Source organism: Serratia sp. CY81684 (assembly GCF_052166595.1).
Lineage (GTDB): Bacteria > Pseudomonadota > Gammaproteobacteria > Enterobacterales > Enterobacteriaceae > Serratia > Serratia nematodiphila.
Genome location: NZ_JBJNOO010000007.1, coordinates 86553 through 108936, shown reverse-complemented (window position 1 = coordinate 108936; position 22384 = coordinate 86553). Strand labels below are relative to the sequence as shown.

The 22384-nt window shown below is 61.4% G+C and carries 17 protein-coding genes; 10 read left to right on the top strand and 7 right to left on the bottom strand.

Going from position 1 to position 22384, the window contains the following annotated elements; all coding sequences use genetic code 11:
• Positions 1-30 precede the first annotated feature (30 nt).
• Positions 31-1209: a P1 family peptidase gene (locus ACJ8QF_RS22190; RefSeq protein ID WP_049186509.1), complete on the bottom strand. Its 1179-nt coding sequence runs from the start codon at positions 1207-1209 to the stop codon at positions 31-33.
• Positions 1202-1717 (bottom strand): GNAT family N-acetyltransferase, encoded by a 516-nt coding sequence (locus ACJ8QF_RS22185; protein ID WP_197753900.1) that lies wholly within the window; start codon positions 1715-1717, stop codon positions 1202-1204. The genes ACJ8QF_RS22190 and ACJ8QF_RS22185 overlap by 8 nt, the downstream gene beginning before the upstream one ends.
• A gap of 389 nt (positions 1718-2106) precedes the next feature.
• Between ACJ8QF_RS22185 and ACJ8QF_RS22180 the strand changes: the two genes are divergently transcribed.
• From ACJ8QF_RS22180 to gntK, 4 genes are all read left to right on the top strand, one after another.
• On the top strand, positions 2107-2802 hold the full coding sequence (locus ACJ8QF_RS22180; protein WP_004930835.1) for a pirin family protein: 696 nt from the start codon (positions 2107-2109) through the stop codon (positions 2800-2802).
• Between the two features lie 292 nt (positions 2803-3094).
• Positions 3095-4090: a gluconate operon transcriptional repressor GntR gene (gene gntR, locus ACJ8QF_RS22175; RefSeq protein WP_004930833.1), complete on the top strand. Its 996-nt coding sequence runs from the start codon at positions 3095-3097 to the stop codon at positions 4088-4090.
• A gap of 340 nt (positions 4091-4430) precedes the next feature.
• Positions 4431-5747, top strand: a complete 1317-nt coding sequence (gene gntT / locus ACJ8QF_RS22170; protein ID WP_004930830.1) for a gluconate transporter — start codon at positions 4431-4433, stop codon at positions 5745-5747.
• Between the two features lie 101 nt (positions 5748-5848).
• Positions 5849-6376, top strand: a complete 528-nt coding sequence (gntK, locus tag ACJ8QF_RS22165; protein WP_015379326.1) for a gluconokinase — start codon at positions 5849-5851, stop codon at positions 6374-6376.
• Between the two features lie 30 nt (positions 6377-6406).
• Here the strand turns inward: gntK and ACJ8QF_RS22160 are convergent, their stop codons facing one another.
• The gene (locus ACJ8QF_RS22160; protein WP_004930825.1) at positions 6407-7000 is read right to left on the bottom strand and encodes a YhgN family NAAT transporter; all 594 of its coding nucleotides are present in this window, start codon (positions 6998-7000) and stop codon (positions 6407-6409) included.
• Positions 7001-7192: 192 nt separating this feature from the next.
• Here ACJ8QF_RS22160 and asd point away from each other — a divergent pair, with 192 nt between their 5' ends.
• The 6 genes from asd to glgP all read left to right on the top strand — a co-directional run bounded on the left by asd (position 7193) and on the right by glgP (position 18353).
• A complete protein-coding gene (gene asd / locus ACJ8QF_RS22155) occupies positions 7193-8296 on the top strand; it encodes an aspartate-semialdehyde dehydrogenase (protein ID WP_004930820.1) in 1104 nt (367 codons plus the stop codon).
• Between the two features lie 443 nt (positions 8297-8739).
• Positions 8740-10926 (top strand): 1,4-alpha-glucan branching enzyme, encoded by a 2187-nt coding sequence (gene glgB, locus ACJ8QF_RS22150; RefSeq protein WP_075684686.1) that lies wholly within the window; start codon positions 8740-8742, stop codon positions 10924-10926.
• Positions 10923-12905 (top strand): glycogen debranching protein GlgX, encoded by a 1983-nt coding sequence (glgX, locus tag ACJ8QF_RS22145; RefSeq protein WP_103086220.1) that lies wholly within the window; start codon positions 10923-10925, stop codon positions 12903-12905. The genes glgB and glgX overlap by 4 nt, the downstream gene beginning before the upstream one ends.
• 15 nt (positions 12906-12920) lie before the next feature.
• A complete protein-coding gene (glgC, locus tag ACJ8QF_RS22140) occupies positions 12921-14198 on the top strand; it encodes a glucose-1-phosphate adenylyltransferase (RefSeq protein ID WP_004930810.1) in 1278 nt (425 codons plus the stop codon).
• Positions 14199-14333: 135 nt separating this feature from the next.
• The gene (gene glgA / locus ACJ8QF_RS22135) at positions 14334-15764 is read left to right on the top strand and encodes a glycogen synthase GlgA (protein ID WP_004930807.1); all 1431 of its coding nucleotides are present in this window, start codon (positions 14334-14336) and stop codon (positions 15762-15764) included.
• 141 nt (positions 15765-15905) lie between these two features.
• Positions 15906-18353, top strand: a complete 2448-nt coding sequence (gene glgP, locus ACJ8QF_RS22130; RefSeq protein WP_274985107.1) for a glycogen phosphorylase — start codon at positions 15906-15908, stop codon at positions 18351-18353.
• 59 nt (positions 18354-18412) lie between these two features.
• Here glgP and glpD read toward each other — a convergent pair whose 3' ends face one another.
• From glpD to glpE, 4 genes are all read right to left on the bottom strand, one after another.
• Positions 18413-19921: a glycerol-3-phosphate dehydrogenase gene (gene glpD, locus ACJ8QF_RS22125; protein ID WP_131165343.1), complete on the bottom strand. Its 1509-nt coding sequence runs from the start codon at positions 19919-19921 to the stop codon at positions 18413-18415.
• Positions 19922-20168: 247 nt separating this feature from the next.
• Positions 20169-20927 carry a DeoR/GlpR family transcriptional regulator gene (locus ACJ8QF_RS22120; RefSeq protein WP_004930797.1) on the bottom strand — a complete coding sequence of 253 codons (759 nt, stop codon included), beginning with the start codon at positions 20925-20927 and terminating at the stop codon, positions 20169-20171.
• Positions 20928-20978: 51 nt separating this feature from the next.
• Positions 20979-21815 (bottom strand): rhomboid family intramembrane serine protease GlpG, encoded by an 837-nt coding sequence (gene glpG, locus ACJ8QF_RS22115; protein ID WP_015379321.1) that lies wholly within the window; start codon positions 21813-21815, stop codon positions 20979-20981.
• 171 nt (positions 21816-21986) lie between these two features.
• Positions 21987-22313, bottom strand: a complete 327-nt coding sequence (gene glpE / locus ACJ8QF_RS22110) for a thiosulfate sulfurtransferase GlpE (protein WP_004930790.1) — start codon at positions 22311-22313, stop codon at positions 21987-21989.
• Positions 22314-22384: the final 71 nt, after the last annotated feature.

Here is a 22384-nt window from a genome sequence, read left to right as displayed (position 1 = left end):
CGCCGGCGCCCCTTTTTTGATGGCGGCGCGTTAGCCGCCGAGCGTTTGCCAGGTTGTGACCTGGCTGCCCGGCCACGGCGTGGCGGCGTATACGCCCCGGGCGATCGCCCGAGCGAGGGTGTCCGCCGCCAGCGCGCCGATCTGCAGCACCGCCAGTTCGCGGCTGCCCTGTACCTCGCGCTGCCCGGTGGACAGGGCGAACACCACGTCGCCGTCAAACGGGCTGTGCAGCGGGCGAATAGCGCGCGCCATGCCGTCTTGCGCCATGATGGCCACCCGTTTCAACTCCACCCGCGTCAGCGCCAGATCGGTGGCGATGCAGGCCAGGGTGGTGTTCTTTCTGCCGCCCTGCGGCTCTTGCACCATCCAGTCTTCGCCCTGCGCGCGCAGTTGCGCCAGCGCCGTCGCGCCGCCGTTGCCGAATTCACCGTCAATTTCATAGGGCGTCGCCCAGAAGGCGCGGGTGCCGGGCGCTACCACCGCTCCCAGGCTGTTCACCGCCACCAGTGCACCGACGGTAGCGCCGCTGGCGGCAACGATCGATGCCGAACCGAGCCCGCCTTTCAGCTTGCCCATACCGGTCATGGCGCCGTAGCCGGCGCCGACGGTGCCCAGTGGAAAGTCCAATCCAGCCTTGCCGACCGCGTCGATGCCCAGCTGGCGATACGGCGGCGTGAGCTGCCAGTTTTTGTCACCGCCGTTGGCCAGATCGTACAGGCAGGCGGTGGGCACGATAGGTGAGACCGGCACGCCGGGAGCCGGCCGCAGCGCATAGCCTCTGCCTTGTAGCCCGAGCCAGGCCGCGACGCCGTCCGCCGCCGCCAGGCCGTATACCGAACCGCCGCTGAACGTCAACGCATCGACGGTCTGTACCAAATTGTCTTCACCCAGCGCGTCGGTTTCCCGGGTGGCGGGGCCGCCGCCGCGCACGTCCACGGCGGCAATCGCCGGGCTGTCCGGCAGGATCACCGTCGCGCCGGTGCGCACCCGGCTGTCCTGCGCCACGCCGACCTTCAGGCCGGGCACATCGGTAATCAGGTTGCGGGCGCCAGGGCGCCCGGCGGCGGAAGTTGGCATAGCGGCACCTAATGGGGTGAAGGGGGAGAACATGCCGGCGGCGGTCAGGCCGGCCAGCGCGTGTAAAAAGGTTCGGCGGTTGATATTCAGGGGCCGGCGCAGCGGCCCCTGCGGGGGGATGAGATCACGCATCGCCGCGCGGCTGCCCGGAGCGAAAACGCGCCATATGGTAGGCATCGACCAGCACGCCGTCGCGAATGGCGAAAGCGCGGCTGGTGCCTTCAATCTCAAAACCGAACTTTCGATACAGCGCGATGGCCGCCGGGTTGTCGGTAAACACCGTCAGTTCGATGCGCTCGATGGCCGCCCAGTTGTCGCACAGGTCGATCATCGCCTGCATCAGGCGGCTGCCGACGCCTTTACCGTGGTAGCGCGGATCGACGCCGACGCCGAAGGTGGCCACGTGGCGGCGGCGAACGCGCTGATTCAGCATCACGGCTAACTGACCGACAAGCTGCCCGTCAACGAAGGCCGCCAGGTTATGCGTGCCCGGTTCGGGGTTGGCGAGGCGTTTCTGCCAGGACTCGACGGACGGTAGCGGGAGCTGCAGCGTATCGCGGTAGACGGGCGTCTGAGAATAAAGATGATGCAGAGCCTGCGCATCCGATGTTTCCACGTGGCGTATCACGATCTCGCTCATCTCGCTGCTCCTTTTGCTTACCGGTTGAATAACCTCTGAATTTATCCGTTTACTGCCTTGAGTCAATATTATTTCAACGGGTCAAAAAAAACGCTTTACAGGTGCGAATGATAATGATTATTATTGCGATGCGTTCCGGGGAGGGCATCAACCCTTGATACTCTCGCTGCGAAGGCACGACATTGCTCACATTGCTTCCAGTGTTTACTTAGCCAGCTCGGGTGCTGGCTTTTTTTTTGCCCTTTTTCAGCCGGTTCCGCTTTCAACAAATCCGCTGCCCATCCGCTGTTTCATTCCATCGAAATTTTTGAACAGAGGCATGAGTTTTTTACGCTTTCTTATTCTGCTGGCAGGACTAGACTGTAAAAAAACATTGAGGAGAGTTGAAAATGATTTATGTACGTAAAGCGGAAGACCGCGGCCACGCCAATCATGGCTGGCTGGATAGCTGGCACACCTTCTCATTTGCCGATTACTACGATCCGAACTTTATGGGGTTCTCGGCGCTGCGAGTGATCAACGAAGATGTGATCGACGCAGGGCAGGGTTTCGGTACTCACCCGCATAAAGACATGGAAATCCTGACCTACGTGCTGAGCGGCACGGTGGAACATCAGGACAGCATGGGCAATAAGGAGCAGATCCAGGCCGGTGAATTCCAGATCATGAGTGCGGGCACCGGGGTGCGTCACTCTGAGTACAACGCTAATCAGGATCGTCCGTTGCACCTGTACCAGATTTGGATCATCCCGGATCAGGTCGGGCTGGAACCGCGCTACGAGCAGCGCATGTTCGACGCGCCGCAGGGCCGTCAGCTGGTGCTGTCGCCGGATGCGCGTGACGGCTCGCTGAAGGTGTTCCAGGATATGACGCTGTCGCGTTGGGCGCTGAATAAGGGCGAGCAGGGGGAATGCCCGATCGCCGCCGGCCGTCGCGTTTGGATCCAGGTGGTGCGCGGCAAGGTCTCGGTCAACGGCCAGACCGCCGGCATCAGCGACGCGTTCGCGGTGTGGGATGAATCGGCGCTGACGATCCAGGCCGACGAAGAGAGCGAAATCCTGCTGTTCGATCTGCCGCCGGTGTGATTAAGCGGTAAATTTCAAGGGCTCACGATGTGAGCCCTTGAGGTTAATGACACGTCTGACGATGTTGCCTGACTTGACGCCGCCAGCATATAAAAACAAGGAAAATCAATTTATTGATTTTCGGCTAATCATCACAAAGGGGGAAAAACCACGCTTTTTCCCCCTTTGTCAGCGTATGAAGGGCTCACGGTGTGAGCCCTTTTTGCGTTGGCCGTCGCATAACCGACAATATCGGCCCGCCGTTTTTTTTGCTAAAATGACTGCCCATTCACGGTTAGTCAGTTCATTGATAATGAAGAAAAAACGGCCGGTACTCCAGGATGTGGCAGACAAGGTGGGCGTGACCAAGATGACGGTGAGCCGTTATCTGCGCAATCCCGACCAGGTTTCCGCCGCCCTGCAGCAAAAAATCGCCGTCGCGCTGGATGAGCTGGGCTACATCCCCAACCGCGCGCCGGATATCCTCTCCAACGCCACCAGCCGGGCGATTGGCGTGCTGTTGCCGTCGCTGACCAACCAGGTGTTCGCCGAAGTGCTGCGCGGCATTGAAAGCGTGACCGACGCGCACAACTACCAGACCATGCTGGCGCACTATGGCTACCTGCCGGAACGTGAAGAAGAGCGTCTGACCTCGCTGCTGTCTTACAATATCGACGGCCTGATCCTGTCCGAGCGCCACCATACGCCGCGTACCCTGAAGATGATCGAGGTGGCGGGCATTCCGGTGGTGGAGCTGATGGACTGCGTCTCGCCGTGCATCGATCTGGCGGTGGGCTTCAACAACTTCGAGGCGGCGCGCCAGATGACCCAGCAGATCATCGCGCACGGCCACCGTCACGTGGTCTATTTCGGCGCTCGTCAGGATGAGCGTACCATCATCAAGCAGCAGGGGTATGAGCAGGCGATGCGTGAATCCGGCCTGGAGCCGTACAGCATCATGACCGCGCGTTCTTCCTCTTATTCCGCCGGCGGCGAGCTGTTGCGCCAGGCGCAGCGTGACTACCCGCAGATCGACAGTATCTTCTGCACCAACGATGACCTGGCGATCGGCGCGGCCTTCGAATGCCAGCGGCAAGGGCTGTCGATCCCGCAGGACATGGCGATCGCCGGCTTCCACGGCCATGACATCGGCCAGGTGATGGTGCCGAAGCTGGCCAGCGTGCTGACGCCGCGCGAACGCATGGGCCAGATCGGCGCCGAGCGCTTGCTGGCCCGGCTGCGCGGCGAAACGGTGTGCCCGCGCATGGTGGACGTCGGTTTCACCGTGATCCCCGGCGGCAGCATCTGAGCCATTTTAACGTTCTGTTTTAACACTCTTTCTTTTTACAGCGCGCCCTGAGGCGCGCTGGTTACCCCGCCTGTAAGCCCGCCGCTCGTTGCCGGCATAAGTTTGATCTCTGTCCCAGAACGCGAATTTTAGCCGGTTACCCGGTTCCGGCGCTTATGTTGTTACCGGTATCATGATACCGGTAACAACGAGTGCGCGGTCATCTTGCTGCAAGACTGAACCTCTGACTCAACAACACCTACAGCTCTTCTTAAACACCGGGAAAGAGCCTAAAAATAAAACAACCGCACGCTTTACGCCTATTGTAAAGAGAGTCGCGATAAAAGGTTGGAGAAAAACTATGCCATTAGTGATTGTTGCAGGCGGCGTAGCGCTGCTGCTGCTGCTGATGATCCGCTTCAAGCTGAACGGCTTTATCTCTCTGGTTCTGGTTGCTTTGGCGGTCGGGATCGCGCAGGGTATGCCGGTCGATAAGGTCATCGGCTCCATCAAGGCCGGCGTGGGCGGCACGTTGGGCAGCCTGGCGCTGATCATGGGCTTCGGCGCCATGCTCGGCAAACTGCTGGCGGACTGCGGCGGCGCACAGCGCATCGCCACCACGCTGATCGACAAGTTCGGCAGAAAACACATTCAATGGGCGGTGGTGCTGACCGGCTTCACCGTCGGCTTCGCGCTGTTCTACGAAGTGGGCTTCGTGCTGTTGCTGCCGCTGGTGTTCACCATCGCCGCCTCCGCGCGTATCCCGCTGCTGTACGTCGGCGTGCCGATGGCCGCCGCGCTGTCGGTGACCCACGGCTTCCTGCCGCCGCACCCAGGCCCGACCGCCATCGCCACCATCTTCCATGCCGACATGGGTAAAACCCTGCTGTACGGCACGCTGCTGGCGATCCCGACGGTGATCCTGGCCGGCCCGGTCTATGCCCGCTTCCTGAAAGGCATCGACAAGCCGGTGCCGGAAGGCCTGTACAACCCGAAAACCTTTACCGACGCGGAGATGCCAAGCTTTGGCGTCAGCGTCGCCACGTCGCTGGTGCCGGTGATCCTGATGGCGCTGCGCGCGGTCGCTGAAATGGTGCTGCCGAAGGGCCACAGCCTGCTGCGCTTCGCCGAGTTCTTCGGCGACCCGGTGATGGCCACCCTGATCGCCGTGCTGATCGCCATCTTCACCTTCGGCCTGAACCGTGGCCGTACCATGGATGAAGTGATGGGCACCATCACCGACTCGATTAAAATCATCGCCATGATGCTGTTGATCATTGGCGGCGGCGGCGCCTTCAAGCAGGTGCTGGTGGACAGCGGCGTCGAGAAGTACATCGCCGGCCTGATGGAAGGCAGCAACGTTTCGCCGATCCTGATGGCCTGGTCGATCGCCGCTGCGCTGCGTCTGGCGCTGGGTTCCGCCACCGTGGCGGCGATCACCGCGGGTGGCATCGTGGCGCCGCTGATCGCCACCACCGGCGTCAGCCCTGAGCTGATGGTGATTGCGGTCGGTTCCGGCAGCGTCATCTTCTCGCACGTCAACGATCCGGGCTTCTGGCTGTTCAAGGAGTACTTCAACCTGAGCATCATGGAAACCATCAAATCCTGGTCGGTGCTGGAAACCATTATCTCGGTGTGCGGCCTGGTGGGCTGTCTGCTGCTGGCGACGGTCGTATAATCTTTATCCGGCGCCCTGCGGGGCGTCGGCGTTCCAGAGTATCTTTATCAGTTGGGACGCATTTGGCGCGCTCGCGCCAGTTCCCATAAGGGCATGACACAATGAGCAATCCGCAGAATCACGTATTTGTTTTGATGGGCGTTTCCGGCAGCGGCAAATCCGCCGTGGCCAGCGCTGTCGCTCACCAGGCCAACGCCGCCATGCTGGACGGCGATTACCTGCACCCGCGCGCCAACATCATCAAAATGTCCTCCGGGCATGCGTTGGACGACAACGATCGCGCGCCGTGGCTGGCGGCCCTGAACGACGCCATCTTCGCCATGCAGCGCACCAACGACGTGTCGCTGCTGGTGTGCTCGGCGCTGAAGAAAAGCTATCGCGATCGCCTGCGCGACGGCAATCTCAACCTGCATTTCCTGTATCTGAAAGGCGACCAGTCAGTGATCGAGGAGCGTCTGAAGCAACGCAAGGGCCATTTCTTCAAGCCGCAGATGTTGATTTCCCAGTTCGCCACGCTGGAAGAGCCGGGCGAGCAGGAGCCGGATGTGCAAGCGATCGACATCAACCAGCCGCTGGACGGCGTGGTTGCCGATACGCTCGCCTATATTCGCCGCGTTACCGCCCGCTAAACGCGGACCGTTGTCGGCGCCGCCAGGCGCCTACAGCTTCATGTAAGCCCGCACGCCGTCCAGGAACATCTGGGTCGACAGCATCACCAGAATCAGCCCCATCAACCGCTCCAGCGCGCTGACGCCTTTGCTGCCCAGCAGGCGCAGGAACAGGTTCGACATCAGCAAAATGGCCGCAGAGAGGCCCCAGGCGATCAGCAGCGCCGCCACCAAATGCGGCAGCTGATGTGGATACTGGTGCGACAGCAGCATCAGCGCCGCCAGAATCGATGGCCCGGCCACCAGCGGGATCGCCAGCGGCACCAGGAACGGTTCCTCGCCGGCGGACAGCCCGGAGCTGTTCCCCTCCTGCGTGGGGAAAATCATCTTGATGGCGATCAGAAACAGGATGATGCCGCCGGAAATGGAGACGGTTTCGGTACGCAGGTTGAGGAACGCCAGAATTTTCTCGCCGGCGAACAGAAAGATCAGCATCAGCAGCAGGGCGATCAGCAGCTCGCGAATCAACACTACGCGGCGGCGGCGCGGCTCCAGGTGCTTGAGCACCGACATGAAAATCGGCAGGTTGCCCAGCGGATCCATAATTAAAAACAGCAATACCGTAGCGGAAATCATCTCTGTCATGGTGACCTCGTGATCGGGAAAACGCCTCGGCCTTTACGGCCGCGTCCTTGCCTATAAGAAGGATTGCTGAGAAATCCCCAGCCATCGAATAAATTCACTTTGCGCCCGCGCCGACATTTTGTAAGGTGAGGAGATATTGCACACAACTCGTTATCACCTAATAAGCCCTTATCCGGGCGGGACACAGATATTATGAAAAATGTTGGTTTCATCGGTTGGCGCGGAATGGTCGGCTCGGTTCTCATGCAACGCATGACGGAAGAGCGCGATTTCGACGCCATTCGCCCGGTCTTTTTCTCCACCTCGCAGCACGGTTCCGCCGCGCCGGCCTTTGGCGGCCAGCAGGGCACGCTGCAGGATGCGTATGACATTGACGCGCTGAGCGCGCTCGATATCATTATTACCTGTCAGGGCGGCGATTATACCAACGAAGTTTATCCTAAGCTGCGCGCCAGCGGTTGGCAGGGTTACTGGATCGACGCGGCCTCGTCGCTGCGCATGCAGGACGATGCCATCATCATCCTGGATCCGGTCAACCACGCGGTGATCCAGCAGGGCCTGGACAAAGGCATCAAAACCTTCGTCGGCGGCAACTGCACCGTCAGCCTGATGCTGATGTCGCTCGGCGGCCTGTTCGCCAACGATCTGGTGGAGTGGGCGTCGGTCGCCACCTACCAGGCGGCCTCCGGCGGCGGCGCGCGCCACATGCGCGAACTGCTGACCCAAATGGGCATGCTGCATGCTGACGTGGCGAAAGAGCTGCAGAACCCGGCCTCCGCGATTCTGGATATCGAACGCAAGGTGACCGAAGCCACCCGCAGCGGCAAACTGCCGACCGATAACTTCGGCGTGCCGCTGGCCGGCAGCCTGATCCCGTGGATCGACAAGCAGCTCGACAACGGCCAGAGCCGCGAAGAGTGGAAAGGCCAGGCGGAAACCAACAAGATCCTGAACACCGCCAGCGTGATCCCGGTCGACGGTCTGTGCGTGCGCGTCGGCGCGCTGCGCTGCCACAGCCAGGCGTTCACGCTGAAGCTGAAAAAAGACGTGTCGCTGCCGGAAATCGAGCAGATGCTGGCGACGCACAACGACTGGGTGCGCGTGATCCCGAACGACCGCGAACTGACCATGCGCGAACTGACGCCGGCGGCGGTGACCGGTACGCTGAATACGCCGGTCGGCCGTCTGCGCAAGCTGAATATGGGGCCGGAGTACCTGTCGGCGTTCACCGTGGGCGACCAACTGCTGTGGGGCGCGGCCGAGCCGCTGCGCCGCATGCTGCGCATCCTGCTGTAAACCCGCACTTCCAGGGGGCTGGCTGCTTTCAGCCCCCTAATGCCTTATTTTCCGCTTTTTTGTTCGCCGCGCATCGCGTCGGGCAGCGTCATCGCCAGCCTCGTTTCAATGGGCGGGATCCCGCCTATCTCCTCGTCAGCCGCCGCATGCAAACGCCGCCAGGCTGGCAGTTTTCTTAATGAAGAATTTTCCTGAGCAATGCTGAGCAGTTTTTAACAGACATTGGCTATGCTTAACGCATGGGTGGACAATTTTTCACCATGACTGAAATATTTCAAAAAATAAGCATAAAGAGCGAAATTCAGGTCGGCAGAGTAAAGATTGGTCAATAACCGACCGCAATCACGCTTTAGAGTCCGAATGCATTGCATGATGACCAAAACGGCCAAGGAATAATCAACAAGCCGTGCTTAGATCATGCTGTTAATCTAAGGAAGAAGACTATGCCTGTACTTCCCGATCGTGACGTGATTGATCAGATCATCGCCGGCCATTACGCCGATCCCTTTGCTCTGCTTGGCATGCATGCGACCGATAACGGTCTGCAGGTGCGCGCGCTGCTGCCGGACGCCGGCGCAGTCTGGCTGGTGGAACAGCAAACCGGCCGGCGGCTGGTGCAGCTGAACTGCGACGATCCGCGCGGTTTCTTCAGCGCGGTGGTGCCGCGGCGAAAAAATCCTTTCCGCTATCAGCTGCAGGTCAGCTGGCGCGATCATCAACAGATCGTCGACGATCCTTATCGATTCGGCCCGCTGCTGCAGGATATCGACAGCTGGTTATTGGCCGAAGGCACGCACCTGCGCCCCTATGAACGGCTGGGCGCTCACCTCGTCACGCTGGATGGCATCGACGGCGTCAGCTTTGCGGTCTGGGCGCCCAACGCCCAGCGTGTTTCGGTGGTGGGGGAATTCAACTTCTGGGACGGCCGCCGCCACCCGATGCGTCTGCGGCGTGAAAACGGCATCTGGGAGCTGTTCTTGCCCGGCGTGCAGGCCGGCCAGCTGTACAAATATGAAATCGTCGATTGCTACGGCAATACTCAGTTGAAAGCCGATCCTTACGCCTTCGAGGCGCAGATGCGCCCGGATACCGCCTCGCTGGTGGCGCCGCTGCCGGAGGTGGTGCCGTCGACGCCGGCGCGCCGCCGCGCCAACGATTTTGACCAGCCGATCGCCATCTACGAGGTGCATCTCGGCTCATGGCGCCGCCACACTGACAACCACTTCTGGCTCAGCTACGGCGAGCTGGCGGTGCAGCTGATCGATTATGTGAAGGACATGGGATTCACCCATATCGAGCTGCTGCCGATCAACGAGCACCCGTTCGACGGCAGTTGGGGCTATCAGCCGCTGGGGCTGTATGCGCCGACCCGGCGCTTCGGCACGCCGGCTGACTTCAGGGCGTTTGTGGCGGCGGCGCATGAGGCGGGCATCAACGTGATCCTCGACTGGGTGCCGGGGCACTTCCCGAGCGACGCCTACGGCCTGGCGAATTTCGACGGCACTGCGCTGTACGAGTACGCCGATCCGCGCGAGGGCTACCATCAGGACTGGAATACGCTGATCTACAACTACGGTCGTCACGAGGTACGCAACTACCTGGCGGGCAACGCGCTGTATTGGCTGGAGCGTTTCGGCATCGACGCGCTGCGGGTCGATGCGGTGGCGTCGATGATCTATCGCGATTACAGCCGCGCCGACGGCGAGTGGGTGCCGAATTACTACGGCGGCAACGAGAATCTGGAGGCCATCGCCTTCCTGCGTTATACCAACCAGACTATCGGCCAGGCGCAGCCGGGGGCGGTGACGCTGGCGGAGGAGTCCACCGACTATCCCGGCGTCACCCTGCCGCCGGACGCCAACGGCCTTGGGTTCCATTACAAATGGAACCTCGGCTGGATGCACGATACGCTCAATTATATGAAGTGCGATCCGGTGCACCGCAAGTATCACCACAACCAGATGACCTTCGGCATGCTGTACGCCTATACCGAGAACTTCGTATTGCCTATCTCGCACGATGAAGTGGTGCACGGCAAAAAATCGATCCTCGACCGTATGCCGGGCGACGCCTGGCAGAAGTTCGCGAACCTGCGCGCCTATTACGGTTTTATGTGGGCGCATCCGGGCAAAAAGCTGCTGTTTATGGGCTGCGAGTTCGCGCAGGGGCGCGAGTGGAATTTCGATACCAGCCTCGACTGGCATTTATTGGAAGGGCTGGATAACTGGCATAACGGCGTGCAGCGGCTGGTGCGCGATCTGAACCACTGCTACCGGCAGCAGGCGCCGCTGTACGAGCGCGACTACTTCCCGGATGGCTTCGAGTGGCTGGTGGTCGACGATCACGACAACTCGGTGTTCGCCTTTGCGCGCTACGACTCGCAGGGCAATGAATTGATCGCCATCAGCAACTTTACCCCGGTGCCGCGCTATCGCTACCGCATCGGCATTTCCCGCGCCGGTGACTATCGCGAGATCCTCAATACCGATTCGCACCACTATCACGGCAGCAACGCCGGCAATCAGGGGCGGGTCTCTTCCGAAATGGTCGGCAGCCATGGCCGCGATTTCTCTATCAGCGTGACGTTGCCGCCATTGTCGACCATTTATCTGCTGCGGGAGGCGCCATGACCGAGCTGACGGCTGGCCTCGCCGCGCCGCTGGGCGCGCATTACGACGGCGAAGGCATCAATTTTACCCTGTATTCGGCGCATGCCGAGCGGGTGGAGCTGTGCCTGTTCGACGGCCAGCAGCGCGAAGTGCGCCTGCCGCTGCCGGCGCGCAGCGGCGATATCTGGCATGGCTATTTGCCGGGCGGCAGGCCGGGGCAACGTTACGGCTACCGGGTCTACGGCCCGTTTGATCCGGCGAACGGGCAGCGCTTCAACCCCAACAAGCTGGCGCTCGATCCGGCCGCGCGCGCGGTGGAAGGGCCGGTGGCGGACCACCCGCACCTGCACGGCGGTTACGAGCAGCCGGACCCGCACGACAGCGCCGAGCTGATGCCGAAGTGCGTGGTGGTGGACGAACAGTATGACTGGCAGGACGATCGCCCGCCCGCCACGCCCTGGGGGCAGACGGTGATTTACGAAGCGCACGTGCGCGGCCTGACGCTGTTGCACCCGCAGATCCCGCCGGCGCTGCGCGGCAGTTTCGCCGCGCTGGGGCACCCGGCGATGATCGCCCACTTCAAACGCCTCGGCATCACCGCGCTGGAATTGCTGCCGGTGCAACAGCATACCTCCGAGCCGCGCCTGCAGCGGCTGGGGCTGATCAACTACTGGGGCTATAACGTGCTGGCGCCCTATGCGCCGGACAACCGCTACGCCAGCCTGAGCACCGATGCCACGCCGCTGAACGAATTTCGCGATGCGGTCAAGGCGCTGCACCAAGCCGGCATTGAGGTGATCCTTGACGTGGTGTTCAACCACAGCGCCGAGCTGGACAGGGATGGGCCGATGCTGTCGCTGAGCGGCATCGATAATCTGAGTTACTACTGGCTGACGCCCGAAGGGGACTACGTCAACGACACCGGCTGCGGCAACACGCTGCGGTTGGATCAGCCGCAGGGTGTTGCCTGGGTGATGGATTGCCTGCATTTTTGGGTGCGGGAGTGCCACGTCGACGGCTTCCGCTTCGATCTGGGCAGCGTGCTGGGCCGCACGCCGGGGTTCGATCGCGATGCGCCGCTGTTCCAGGCGATGCTGGCGGACGATCTGCTGTCGCGCTGCAAGCTGATCGCCGAACCCTGGGACATTGGTCCCGGCGGCTATCAGGTGGGGGCATTTCCCGGCCGCTTCGCCGAATGGAACGATCATTACCGCGACGACATGCGCCGTTTTTGGCTGCAGAGCGGCGTGTCGCTTGGCCAGTTCGCCCGGCGTTTTGCCGCTTCCAGCGATCTGTACAACCAGCGCGGGCGGGCGCCTTACGCCACCGTCAACATGCTGACCGCGCATGACGGTTTTACCCTGCAAGACGTGGTCAGCTTCAACGAGAAACACAATCAGCCGAACGGTGAGGGCAACCGCGACGGCAGCGATCGCAATTTCAGCAACAACCACGGCGTGGAAGGCCTGGTCGCCGACGACGCCATTGTGCAACGCCGCAGGGCCAGCCAGCGGGCGATGCTCGCCACGCTATTGCTGTCCCAGGGCACGCCGATGCTGCTGGCCGGCGATGAACAGGGACACAGCCAGCAGGGGAACAACAATGCCTATTGTCAGGACAACGCCACCACCTGGCTCGATTGGGCCACGGCGGATGACGCGCTGACCGATTACGTCGCGGCGCTGATCGCGCTGCGCCGCCAGATCCCCGCGCTGCAGCAGGACCGCTGGTGGCAGCAGGACGACGGCAGCGTGCAGTGGCTGAACGCGCAAGGCCAACCGCTCGACGCGCAGCAGTGGGAGCGGGGCGAGCTGCTCATGCAGATCCTGCTGTCGCAGCGCTGGCTGTTGCTGGTCAACGCCACGCCGCAAACGACGGAGATGAGGTTGCCGGAAGGCGATTGGCAGGTTGTCGCCCCGTTCACTCAGGAAGACTCACGGGCGGTATTGCCCGCCTGGCACCAGGCCGCGCGCTCGCTTTGCGTTCTGGTACGGAAATAATAAAAGGAGTCCGCTATGGTTAGGTTTGAAAATAAAGACCCCCTGATGTTGGCGCGCCAGTTGCCGATTAAATCCGTAGCGCTGATCCTGGCCGGCGGCCGCGGCTCACGTTTGAAAGATTTGACCTCCACCCGCGCCAAGCCCGCCGTCCACTTTGGCGGCAAATTCCGCATCATCGATTTCGCCTTGTCGAACTGCCTGAACTCCGGCATCCGCCGCATCGGCGTGATCACCCAATACCAGTCGCACACGCTGGTGCAGCACATTCAGCGCGGCTGGTCGTTCCTCAACGAGGAGATGAACGAGTTCGTCGATCTGCTGCCGGCCCAGCAGCGCCTCAGCACCGAGCATTGGTACAAGGGCACCGCCGACGCGGTGTACCAGAACCTGGATATCATCCGCCGCTACGAGGCCGAATACGTGGTGATCCTGGCGGGCGATCACATCTACAAGATGGATTATTCGCGCATGCTGATCGATCACGTCGAGAAAGGCGCTCAGTGCACCGTGGCCTGCCTGCCGGTGCCGCGCAGCGAAGCCGGCGAATTCGGCGTGATGAAGGTGGATGAAAGCGACCGTATCATCGAGTTTCTGGAAAAGCCCGCCGATCCGCCGGCGATGCCGGGCAACCCGGATATGTCGCTGGCCAGCATGGGCATCTATATTTTTAATGCCGCCTACCTGTTCCAGCTGCTGGAAGAGGATATGTCGACCCCCGGCTCCAGCCACGATTTCGGCAAGGATCTGATCCCGAAAATCACCGCGCAGCAGGCGGCGTGGGCGCATCCGTTTACCTTGTCCTGCGTGACGTCCAACCCCGATCTGCCGCCGTACTGGCGCGACGTGGGCACGCTGGACGCCTACTGGCGCGCCAATCTCGATCTGGCGTCGGTGACGCCGGAGCTGGACATGTACGACCGCGCCTGGCCGATCCGCACCCACATGGAACCGCTGCCGCCGGCCAAGTTCGTGCAGGATCGCTCCGGCAGCCACGGCATGACCATGAACTCGCTGGTGTCCGGCGGTTGCATCGTGTCCGGATCGGTGGTGGTGCATTCGGTGCTGTTCCCGCGCGTGCGAGTGAACTCGTTCTGTACCATCGACTCTACCGTATTGTTGCCGGACGTGAACGTCGGCCGTTCCTGCCGCCTGCGGCGCTGCATCATCGACCGCGCCTGCCACATTCCGGAGGGCATGGTGATCGGGGAAAACGCCGATGAGGACAGCAAGCGTTTCTATCGCTCGGAAGGCGGCATCGTGCTGGTGACGCGCGAAATGTTGTCAAAATTGTGAGTTAACGTGGGGGGCAGAACGATAGCCTGCCGCCCGATGAACGGTTCGATGGCTTGCGCAACGCGGCACACATAACAGCGGCAAGCCTGCTTTATTTCTTATCCAGAGGCCTTCGGCCGACTTTCAGGAGTGATAATGCAGGTCTTACACGTATGTTCTGAAATGTTCCCCCTGCTGAAAACGGGCGGACTCGCAGACGTGGTTGGCGCGCTGCCGGCGGCGCAAATCGCCGAAGGCGCCGATGTTCGGGTGCTATTGCCCGCTTTCCCTGACGTACGCAACGGCATACCCGACACCGTGCTGGTGGCGGAAATCGACTCGTTCGCCGGCCGGGTTGGCCTGCGTTACGGCACCTACCATGGTGTGGGCATCTATCTCATCGATGCGCCCTGGCTGTATGACCGGCCGGGCAGCCCGTACCACGATCAGTCCATGTATGCCTACCCCGACAACCACCGCCGCTTTGCGCTGCTGGGCTGGATGGCCTGCGAGCTGGCCAAGGGGCTGGATCGCTACTGGCGCCCGCAGCTGGTGCATGCCCACGACTGGCACGCCGGTCTTAGCTGCGCCTATCTGGCCGCCAACGGCCACCCGGCGCGTTCGGTGTTCACGGTGCATAACCTGGCCTATCAAGGGCTGTTCTCCGCCCATCACGTGACCGAGCTGTGGCTGCCGGCGTCGTTCTACAACGTCTATGGCCTGGAGTTCTACGGCCAGATGTCGTTCCTCAAGGCCGGGCTGTTTTATGCCGACCACGTGACCGCCGTCAGCCCGACCTATGCGCGTGAGATCACCCGGCCGGAGTTCGGCTACGGCATGGAGGGGCTGCTGCAGGAGCGGCAGCGGCAGGGCAGGCTGAGCGGCATCCTCAACGGGGTGGACGACAAGATTTGGGATCCGGCCCACGACCCGCGGCTGAGCGCCCGCTATGACGCCGACGATCTGAAAAGCAAGGTCAAAAACAAGCTGCATCTGCAAAAGGCCATGGGGCTGAAGGTGGACGAATCACTGCCGGTGTTCGCGGTAGTGAGCCGATTGACCAGCCAGAAAGGCCTCGATCTGGTGCTGCAGGCGTTGCCTGAACTGCTGGCGCAGGGCGGGCAGCTGGCGCTGCTGGGAGCCGGCGATGCGGTGCTGCAACAGGCGTTTCTGGCCGCCGCCGCCGACTACCCTGAACAGGTCGGCGTGCAGATCGGTTATCACGAATCCTTCTCCCACCGCATCATCGGCGGCGCCGACGTCATTTTGGTGCCGAGCCGCTTCGAGCCCTGCGGCCTGACCCAGCTCTACGGCCTGAAATACGGCACGCTGCCGCTGGTGCGCCGTACCGGCGGGCTGGCGGACACGGTGGTGGACTGCGCGCTGGAGAACCTGGCCGACGGCACCGCCAGCGGATTCGTGTTCGACGATTGCGACGCTGTCGCGCTGGGCAACGCCATCCGCCGCGCCATGGTGCTGTGGAGCCGGCCGAAACACTGGCGCCACGTTCAGCGCCACGCCATGAGCGTGGACTTCGGCTGGCCGGTGGCGGCGAAAGAGTATTTATCGCTTTATCAACGTTTGTAGCCTGCGTTTCGCGTTTCGGGTTGACGCGCGGCGGGCAGCCGTAAGGGTAGATTGTCGGGGCGCGGCGTGCCGCGTCCATGTTCAGCGGAGCCCGCTATTCCGCGGCGAATGGCGGGGCTCCCTACAAGGGATTAAAAAGCCATGACTTCACCGTTTAGTTACACCTCACCTACGGTCAGTGTGGAAGCGCTGAAACACTCCATCGCCTATAAGCTGATGTTTATCGTCGGCAAGGATCCGGCCATCGCCAACCGGCACGATTGGCTGAACGCCGTGCTGTTCGCGGTACGCGATCGCATGGTGGAGCGCTGGCTGCGTTCCAACCGCGCCCAGCTGTCTCAAGACGTGCGGCAGGTGTATTACCTGTCGATGGAGTTCCTGATCGGCCGCACCCTGTCAAACGCGCTGCTGTCGATGGGCATCTATCAGGATATCGACAACGCGCTGAACGAGATGGGGCTGAACCTGGCGGAGCTGCTGGAGGAAGAAAACGACCCCGGGCTCGGTAACGGCGGTCTGGGCCGGCTGGCGGCCTGTTTCCTCGACTCGCTGGCGACGCTGGCGCTGCCGGGGCGCGGCTACGGCATTCGTTATGAATACGGCATGTTCAAGCAGAACATCGTCAACGGCCAACAGATGGAGTCGCCGGACTACTGGCTGGAGTACGGCAATCCGTGGGAGTTTCCGCGCCATAACACCCGCTACAAGGTGCGCTTCGGCGGCCGCGTGCAGCAGGAGGGGGCCAAGGCGCGCTGGCTGGAGACCGAAGAGGTCGTGGCCATCGCCTACGATCAGGTGATCCCCGGTTTTGACACCGACGCCACCAACACGCTGCGGTTGTGGGGCGCGCAGGCCAGTAATGAGATCAACCTCGGCAAGTTCAACCAGGGCGATTACTTCGCGGCGGTGGAAGACAAAAACCACTCGGAGAACGTGTCGCGCGTGCTCTATCCGGACGATTCGACTTCGTCCGGGCGCGAGCTGCGGCTGCGGCAGGAGTATTTCCTGGTGTCGGCCACGGTGCAGGATATTCTCAACCGCCATTGGCTGATGCACAAAACCTTCGACAACCTGGCGGACAAGATCGCCATTCACCTCAACGACACCCACCCGGTATTGTCGATTCCGGAGCTGATGCACCGGCTGATCGACGAGCATAAATTCAAGTGGCTCGACGCCTGGGAAGTGGTGGAGCAGGTGTTCTCTTACACCAACCACACGCTGATGAGCGAGGCGCTGGAGACCTGGCCGCTGGATATGATTGGCCGCATCTTGCCGCGCCATCTGCAGCTGATTTTCGAAATCAACGATCACTTCCTCAAGATGGTGCAGGAAGTGGTGCCGGACGACAACGATCTGCTGGCGCGGGTCTCGATCATCGACGAAACCAACGGCCGCCGGGTGCGCATGGCGTGGCTGGCGGTGGTGGCCAGCCACAAGGTCAACGGCGTTTCCGCCCTGCATTCCGAACTGATGGTGCAGTCGCTGTTCGCCGACTTCGCCCGGCTATTCCCGACCCGTTTCTGCAACAAAACCAACGGGGTGACGCCGCGCCGTTGGCTGGCGCTGGCCAATCCGCCGCTGGCGGCGGTGCTGGACGACTGCATCGGTCAAACCTGGCGCACCGATCTCAGCCAACTGAGCGAGATCAAGGCCAACGTCGATTACCCGAGCTTCCTGCAGGCGGTGCAGCGCGCCAAACGGCAGAACAAGGAGCGGCTGGCGCTGTACATTGCCAAAACGCTCAACGTGGTGGTCAACCCGGATGCGTTGTTCGATGTGCAAATCAAGCGCATCCACGAGTACAAACGGCAGCTGCTCAACGTGCTGCACGTCATCACGCTGTATAACCGTTTGCTGGCTGACCCTGATATCGAGCGCGTGCCGCGGGTGGTGATCTTCGCCGGCAAGGCGGCCTCGGCCTACTATGCCGCCAAGCAGATCATCCGTCTGATCAACGACGTGGCCAAAGTGATCAACAACGATCCGCGCGTGCATACTCAACTGAAGGTGGTGTTCATCCCGAACTACGGCGTCAGCCTGGCGCAGATCATTATCCCGGCGGCGGATCTGTCGGAACAGATCTCGCTGGCGGGCACCGAGGCCTCGGGCACCAGCAACATGAAGTTCGCGCTGAACGGCGCGCTGACCATCGGCACGCTGGACGGCGCCAACGTCGAGATGCGCGAGCACGTGGGGGAGGAGAATATCTTTATCTTCGGCAATACCGCCGAGCAGGTTGAGGAACTGCGCCGCAACGGTTACAACCCGCGCCAGTACTATGAGCAGGACCCGGAGCTGCATCAGGCGCTGACGCAGATCGCCACCGGGGTGTTCAGCCCGGAAGAGCCGAAACGCTATGGCAATTTGTTCGACTCGCTGGTCAACCTCGGCGATCACTATCAGCTGTTGGCGGATTACCGCAGCTATGTGGACACGCAGGACAAGGTGGACGAGGTCTATCTCAATCAGGACGAGTGGACGCGGCGCGCGGTGCTGAATATCGCCAATATGGGCTACTTCTCATCCGATCGCACCATTCAGGAATACGCGGATGAAATTTGGCACATTAAGCCGGTGAAGCTGTAAAGCGAGAGAGGAAAAAAGCAAAGGGCCGGATAACCGGCCCTTTTTCGTTACGCTGCAGCTCAGGAAGCCAGAGACAGCGCTTTCGTTTTCGCGTGTTCCGCCAGCCAGGCTTTCACTCGCGCCTGCTGCGCTTCGTCCAGCCACATGCCCAGCTTGGTGCGGCGCCAGATGGCGTCGTCCAGCTCCACGACCCACTCTTTCTCGGTCAGGTAGCGCAGCTCGGCTTCATACAGACCGTGGCCGAAATCTTCGCCCAGATCGGCGAGGCCGTTGGCGCCGGCCAGGATCAGCTCGCTCTGGCTGCCGTAGGTGCGGGCATAGCGGCGCGCCAGGGCTTCCGGCAGCCAGCTGTGTGCACGGCGCAGTTTGGCCGCGTAGCCGTCGCGATCGCCATCGATGTCACCGCCCGGCAGCGTGGCGTTTTTGGTCCACGCCGGGCCGCAGCCTGGGTAGTAGTGGGCCAGTTTTTCCATCGCATGTTCGGCCAGCTTGCGGTAGGTGGTCAGCTTGCCGCCGAATACCGACAGCAGCGGCGCCTTGCCTTGCTCGTCGTGCACGTCCAGCGTGTAATCGCGGGTGATCGCCTGCGGTGAATCGGATTCGTCGTCGCACAGCGGACGCACGCCGGAGTAAGTCCAGACGATGTCGTCGCGGCCCAGCTGCTTCTTGAAGTGATCGTTGTACACTTTCAGCAGATAAGCGATTTCGTTCTCGTCGATCTTCACGTCTTTCGGATCGCCTTTGTACTCCACGTCGGTGGTGCCGATGATGGAGAATTCGTCATTCCACGGGATCACAAACACGATGCGGTGGTCTTCGTTCTGCAGAATGTAAGACTGCGGCTGATCGTGCACGCGCGGCACCACGATGTGGCTGCCTTTGATCAGGCGGATGCCGTAAGGCGATTTCAGCTTCAAGCCGTCGTCGAAGAAGTTTTTCACCCACGGGCCGGTGGCGTTCACCAGGCCTTTGGCGCGCCAGGTGAAGGTTTTGCCGCTGTCGATATCGACCGCTTCCACCATCCACAGGCCGTTTTCACGCCATGCGCGGGTCACTTTGGTGCGGGTGCGCACTTCGCCGCCGCGTTTTTCCACTTCCTGCGCGTTCAGCACCACCAGGCGAGCATCGTCGACCCAGCAGTCGGAATATTCGAAACCGCGCTTCAGTTCAGGCTTCAGCACCGACTCTGGTCCAAAGCGCAACCCCTTGCTGCCCGGCAGGCTGGTGCGTTTGCCCAGGTGATCGTACAGGAACAGGCCGATGCGGATCATCCAGGCCGGACGCAGGTGCGGCTGGTGCGGCAGGCGGAAACGCATCGGGAACGCGATGTGCGGCGCCAGCTTCAGCAGCACTTCACGCTCGGCCAGCGCTTCGCTTACCAGACGGAATTCGTAGTGTTCCAGGTAGCGCAGGCCACCGTGGATCAGTTTGGAACTGGCGGAAGACGTAGCACAGGCCAAGTCTTGCGCTTCCAGTAGCAGTACCGACAGCCCGCGCCCGGCAGCATCCGCCGCGATGCCGGCACCGTTGATGCCGCCACCGATAACGATCAAGTCTTTGGTTTCCACGTCATCTTCCTCCAGATGTTCGAAATAGCTCTTTCATGTTCGTTTTCGCTCATGATTGTAATCAAAAACCAACAAGCAAGCCAAGAGTTAACCAAACAAAAACATTTAGGCGTGATAGAGGTAACAGTTTGGTGATGATAGTCACATAATTGATGTGGATATGGCGCGGGCGCGCAGGCAGCGTCGGGCAAGGCGAGTTGAGGGGCGTGAAACGGGGCGGCGGCGCGCCCCGCAGGTTAAGGCCGGATCAGCACAGCTCCAGCTGCACGTCGTACTGTTCGATGATTTTCATCACGCTCGGCGGCGGCAGTTGGTCGGTAAACAGGTAGTCGATCAGGTTCATGTTGCCCAGGTTGACCATGGCGTTGCGGCCGAATTTGGAATGGTCGGTGACCAGCATCACGCAGCGGGAATTTTCGATAATCGCGCGTTTGGTGCGCACTTCGTGATAGTCGAATTCGAGCAGCGAGCCGTCCATATCGATGCCGCTGATGCCGAGAATGCCGTAATCGAGGCGGAATTGGGAGATGAAGTCCAGCGTGGCTTCGCCCATGATGCCGCCGTCGCGGGTGCGCACTTCACCGCCGGCCAGGATCAGGCGGAAGTCTTCCTTGGCGGTCAGCAGGGTGGCGACGTTAAGGTTGTTGGTGACCACGCGCAGGTTCTTGTGGTTCATCAGTGCATGGGCCACCGCCTCCGGCGTGGTGCCGATATCGATGAACAGCGTGGCGCCGTCCGGGATCTGGCTGGCGACGCGCTGCGCGATGCGGGCTTTCTCTTCCGACCACATCACCTTGCGATCGTTATAGGCAGCGTTGACCGAGCTGGAAGGCAGCGCCGCGCCGCCGTGGTGACGCTGGATCTTGTTCTGGTCGGCCAGGTCATTCAAATCGCGGCGAATCGTTTGCGGGCTGACGTCAAAATGTTCGACCAGCTCTTCCGTGCTGACGTAACCCTGCAGGCGCACCAGCTCGATAATTGCGTCATGACGCTGTGTTTGCTTCACGATAATCCCCTAAAACGCCCGCTATGCCCATTGGGGCATAGCTCCCGGCTGTTATTGTTCGTTGTGTGCGCGATGACGCGTATCCCAAAATGCCATCAATAACCCTAACACTAAACCGGCTATGTGTGCCGCGTTGGCGATCGACATTCCTAAAATATCGAAATATCCGGCCACCAGCCACAGCACCGAGAACACCATCAGGCCGCGCGGCAGCATCAGGCCGCGCTCCGGCGCCCGTTCGCCCGACAGCCAGACATAGCCCATCAGCGCATAGACCACGCCCGACAGCCCGCCGAACAGCGCGCCGCTGAACAGCGATTGCGCCCAGCCACTGAAGAACGCCGACACCACCGCCAGCACGAACAGCTTGCCGGCGCCGAGGCGTTTTTCCATCTGGCCGCCGAGATACCACCACCACATCAGGTTAAACAGGATATGCAGCAGGGAGAAATGCAGGAACGCATGGCTGACCCAGCGCCACAGCTGCGTGTATTGGCTGCTGTCCTGCGGCCAGGAGAGCCAGTACATCACGGTATCGTCGCCCAGCGCCTGCATCAGAATATAGACCGCGATGCACAGCACCATCACGCCGAGCGTCAGCGGCCCGGCCTTGCTGCGCAGGGTGTGCAGGTAGGATTCGCTCTGATAATGCAGGCCGGCGTCGGTATGGCCGGTCTGCCAGCTGGCGGCCTGATAACGGCGGTTGAGCGGATCGGCCAGAAACTGCTGCAGCTCGTGTTGCACCTGCTCGAGGTGACCGTCGTCGGCCAGCCAGATTTCCGCCGCCTCGCCGCTGTTGCGCAGCTCAAGCCGGATGCCCTGGGTCGCCATATAGTCGACAAAGGCCAGCGCCAGGCGCGGGTTGGATATGGCGATTACTCTAACCATTGCTCTTCCGTCGTAAGTGAATGATTTTGGCCGCGGCTTACTCGCCGGCGACCCTGACGGCCGATTATAACGTCGAAATCCTGAGCGCTGGCAAACGGATCTGCGAAAAACCCGCGAAAACGCGCACAAAAACCAAGGGGAAGCCCGCCGACGCACGGCGGGCTGCGGGGATCAGGCAGAGGTTTCCACGTCTTGCGGATACTGGCGGGCCCAGGCCTCGAAGCCGCCGTCGATGCTGTAGACCGCGTCGAACCCCTGGTGCAGCAGGTACTGCGCCGCGCTGCGGCTGCTGTTGCCGTGGTAGCACATCACCATCACCGGCCGCTCGAAGTCGTTTTGCTGCATAAAGGCCGACAGGGTGGCGTTGGTGAGGTGAAAGGCGCCCGGCGTATGCCCGGCTTCAAAACTTTGCGGATCGCGGATGTCGACCAGGGCGGCGCTGCCCTCTTTCCAGCGGGTGTACGCCTGCTCAACGTTGATCGCTTCGAACTGTTCCATACTGCTGACTGCCTCGTAATAGGGGGACGCCGCTATTGTAACCAACTCTGCGGCGTTTAAGACCAGAGGGA

What these genes read in the sequence shown, in the direction of transcription:
- ACJ8QF_RS22190 (WP_049186509.1), bottom strand. Translation starts at nt 1,209, where the DNA reads ATGCGTGATCTCATCCCCCCGCAGGGGCCGCTGCGCCGGCCCCTGAAT.
- ACJ8QF_RS22185 (WP_197753900.1), bottom strand. Translation starts at nt 1,717, where the DNA reads ATGAGCGAGATCGTGATACGCCACGTGGAAACATCGGATGCGCAGGCT.
- ACJ8QF_RS22180 (WP_004930835.1), top strand. Translation starts at nt 2,107, where the DNA reads ATGATTTATGTACGTAAAGCGGAAGACCGCGGCCACGCCAATCATGGC.
- gntR (WP_004930833.1), top strand. Translation starts at nt 3,095, where the DNA reads ATGAAGAAAAAACGGCCGGTACTCCAGGATGTGGCAGACAAGGTGGGC.
- gntT (WP_004930830.1), top strand. Translation starts at nt 4,431, where the DNA reads ATGCCATTAGTGATTGTTGCAGGCGGCGTAGCGCTGCTGCTGCTGCTG.
- gntK (WP_015379326.1), top strand. Translation starts at nt 5,849, where the DNA reads ATGAGCAATCCGCAGAATCACGTATTTGTTTTGATGGGCGTTTCCGGC.
- ACJ8QF_RS22160 (WP_004930825.1), bottom strand. Translation starts at nt 7,000, where the DNA reads ATGACAGAGATGATTTCCGCTACGGTATTGCTGTTTTTAATTATGGAT.
- asd (WP_004930820.1), top strand. Translation starts at nt 7,193, where the DNA reads ATGAAAAATGTTGGTTTCATCGGTTGGCGCGGAATGGTCGGCTCGGTT.
- glgB (WP_075684686.1), top strand. Translation starts at nt 8,740, where the DNA reads ATGCCTGTACTTCCCGATCGTGACGTGATTGATCAGATCATCGCCGGC.
- glgX (WP_103086220.1), top strand. Translation starts at nt 10,923, where the DNA reads ATGACCGAGCTGACGGCTGGCCTCGCCGCGCCGCTGGGCGCGCATTAC.
- glgC (WP_004930810.1), top strand. Translation starts at nt 12,921, where the DNA reads ATGGTTAGGTTTGAAAATAAAGACCCCCTGATGTTGGCGCGCCAGTTG.
- glgA (WP_004930807.1), top strand. Translation starts at nt 14,334, where the DNA reads ATGCAGGTCTTACACGTATGTTCTGAAATGTTCCCCCTGCTGAAAACG.
- glgP (WP_274985107.1), top strand. Translation starts at nt 15,906, where the DNA reads ATGACTTCACCGTTTAGTTACACCTCACCTACGGTCAGTGTGGAAGCG.
- glpG (WP_015379321.1), bottom strand. Translation starts at nt 21,815, where the DNA reads ATGGTTAGAGTAATCGCCATATCCAACCCGCGCCTGGCGCTGGCCTTT.
- glpE (WP_004930790.1), bottom strand. Translation starts at nt 22,313, where the DNA reads ATGGAACAGTTCGAAGCGATCAACGTTGAGCAGGCGTACACCCGCTGG.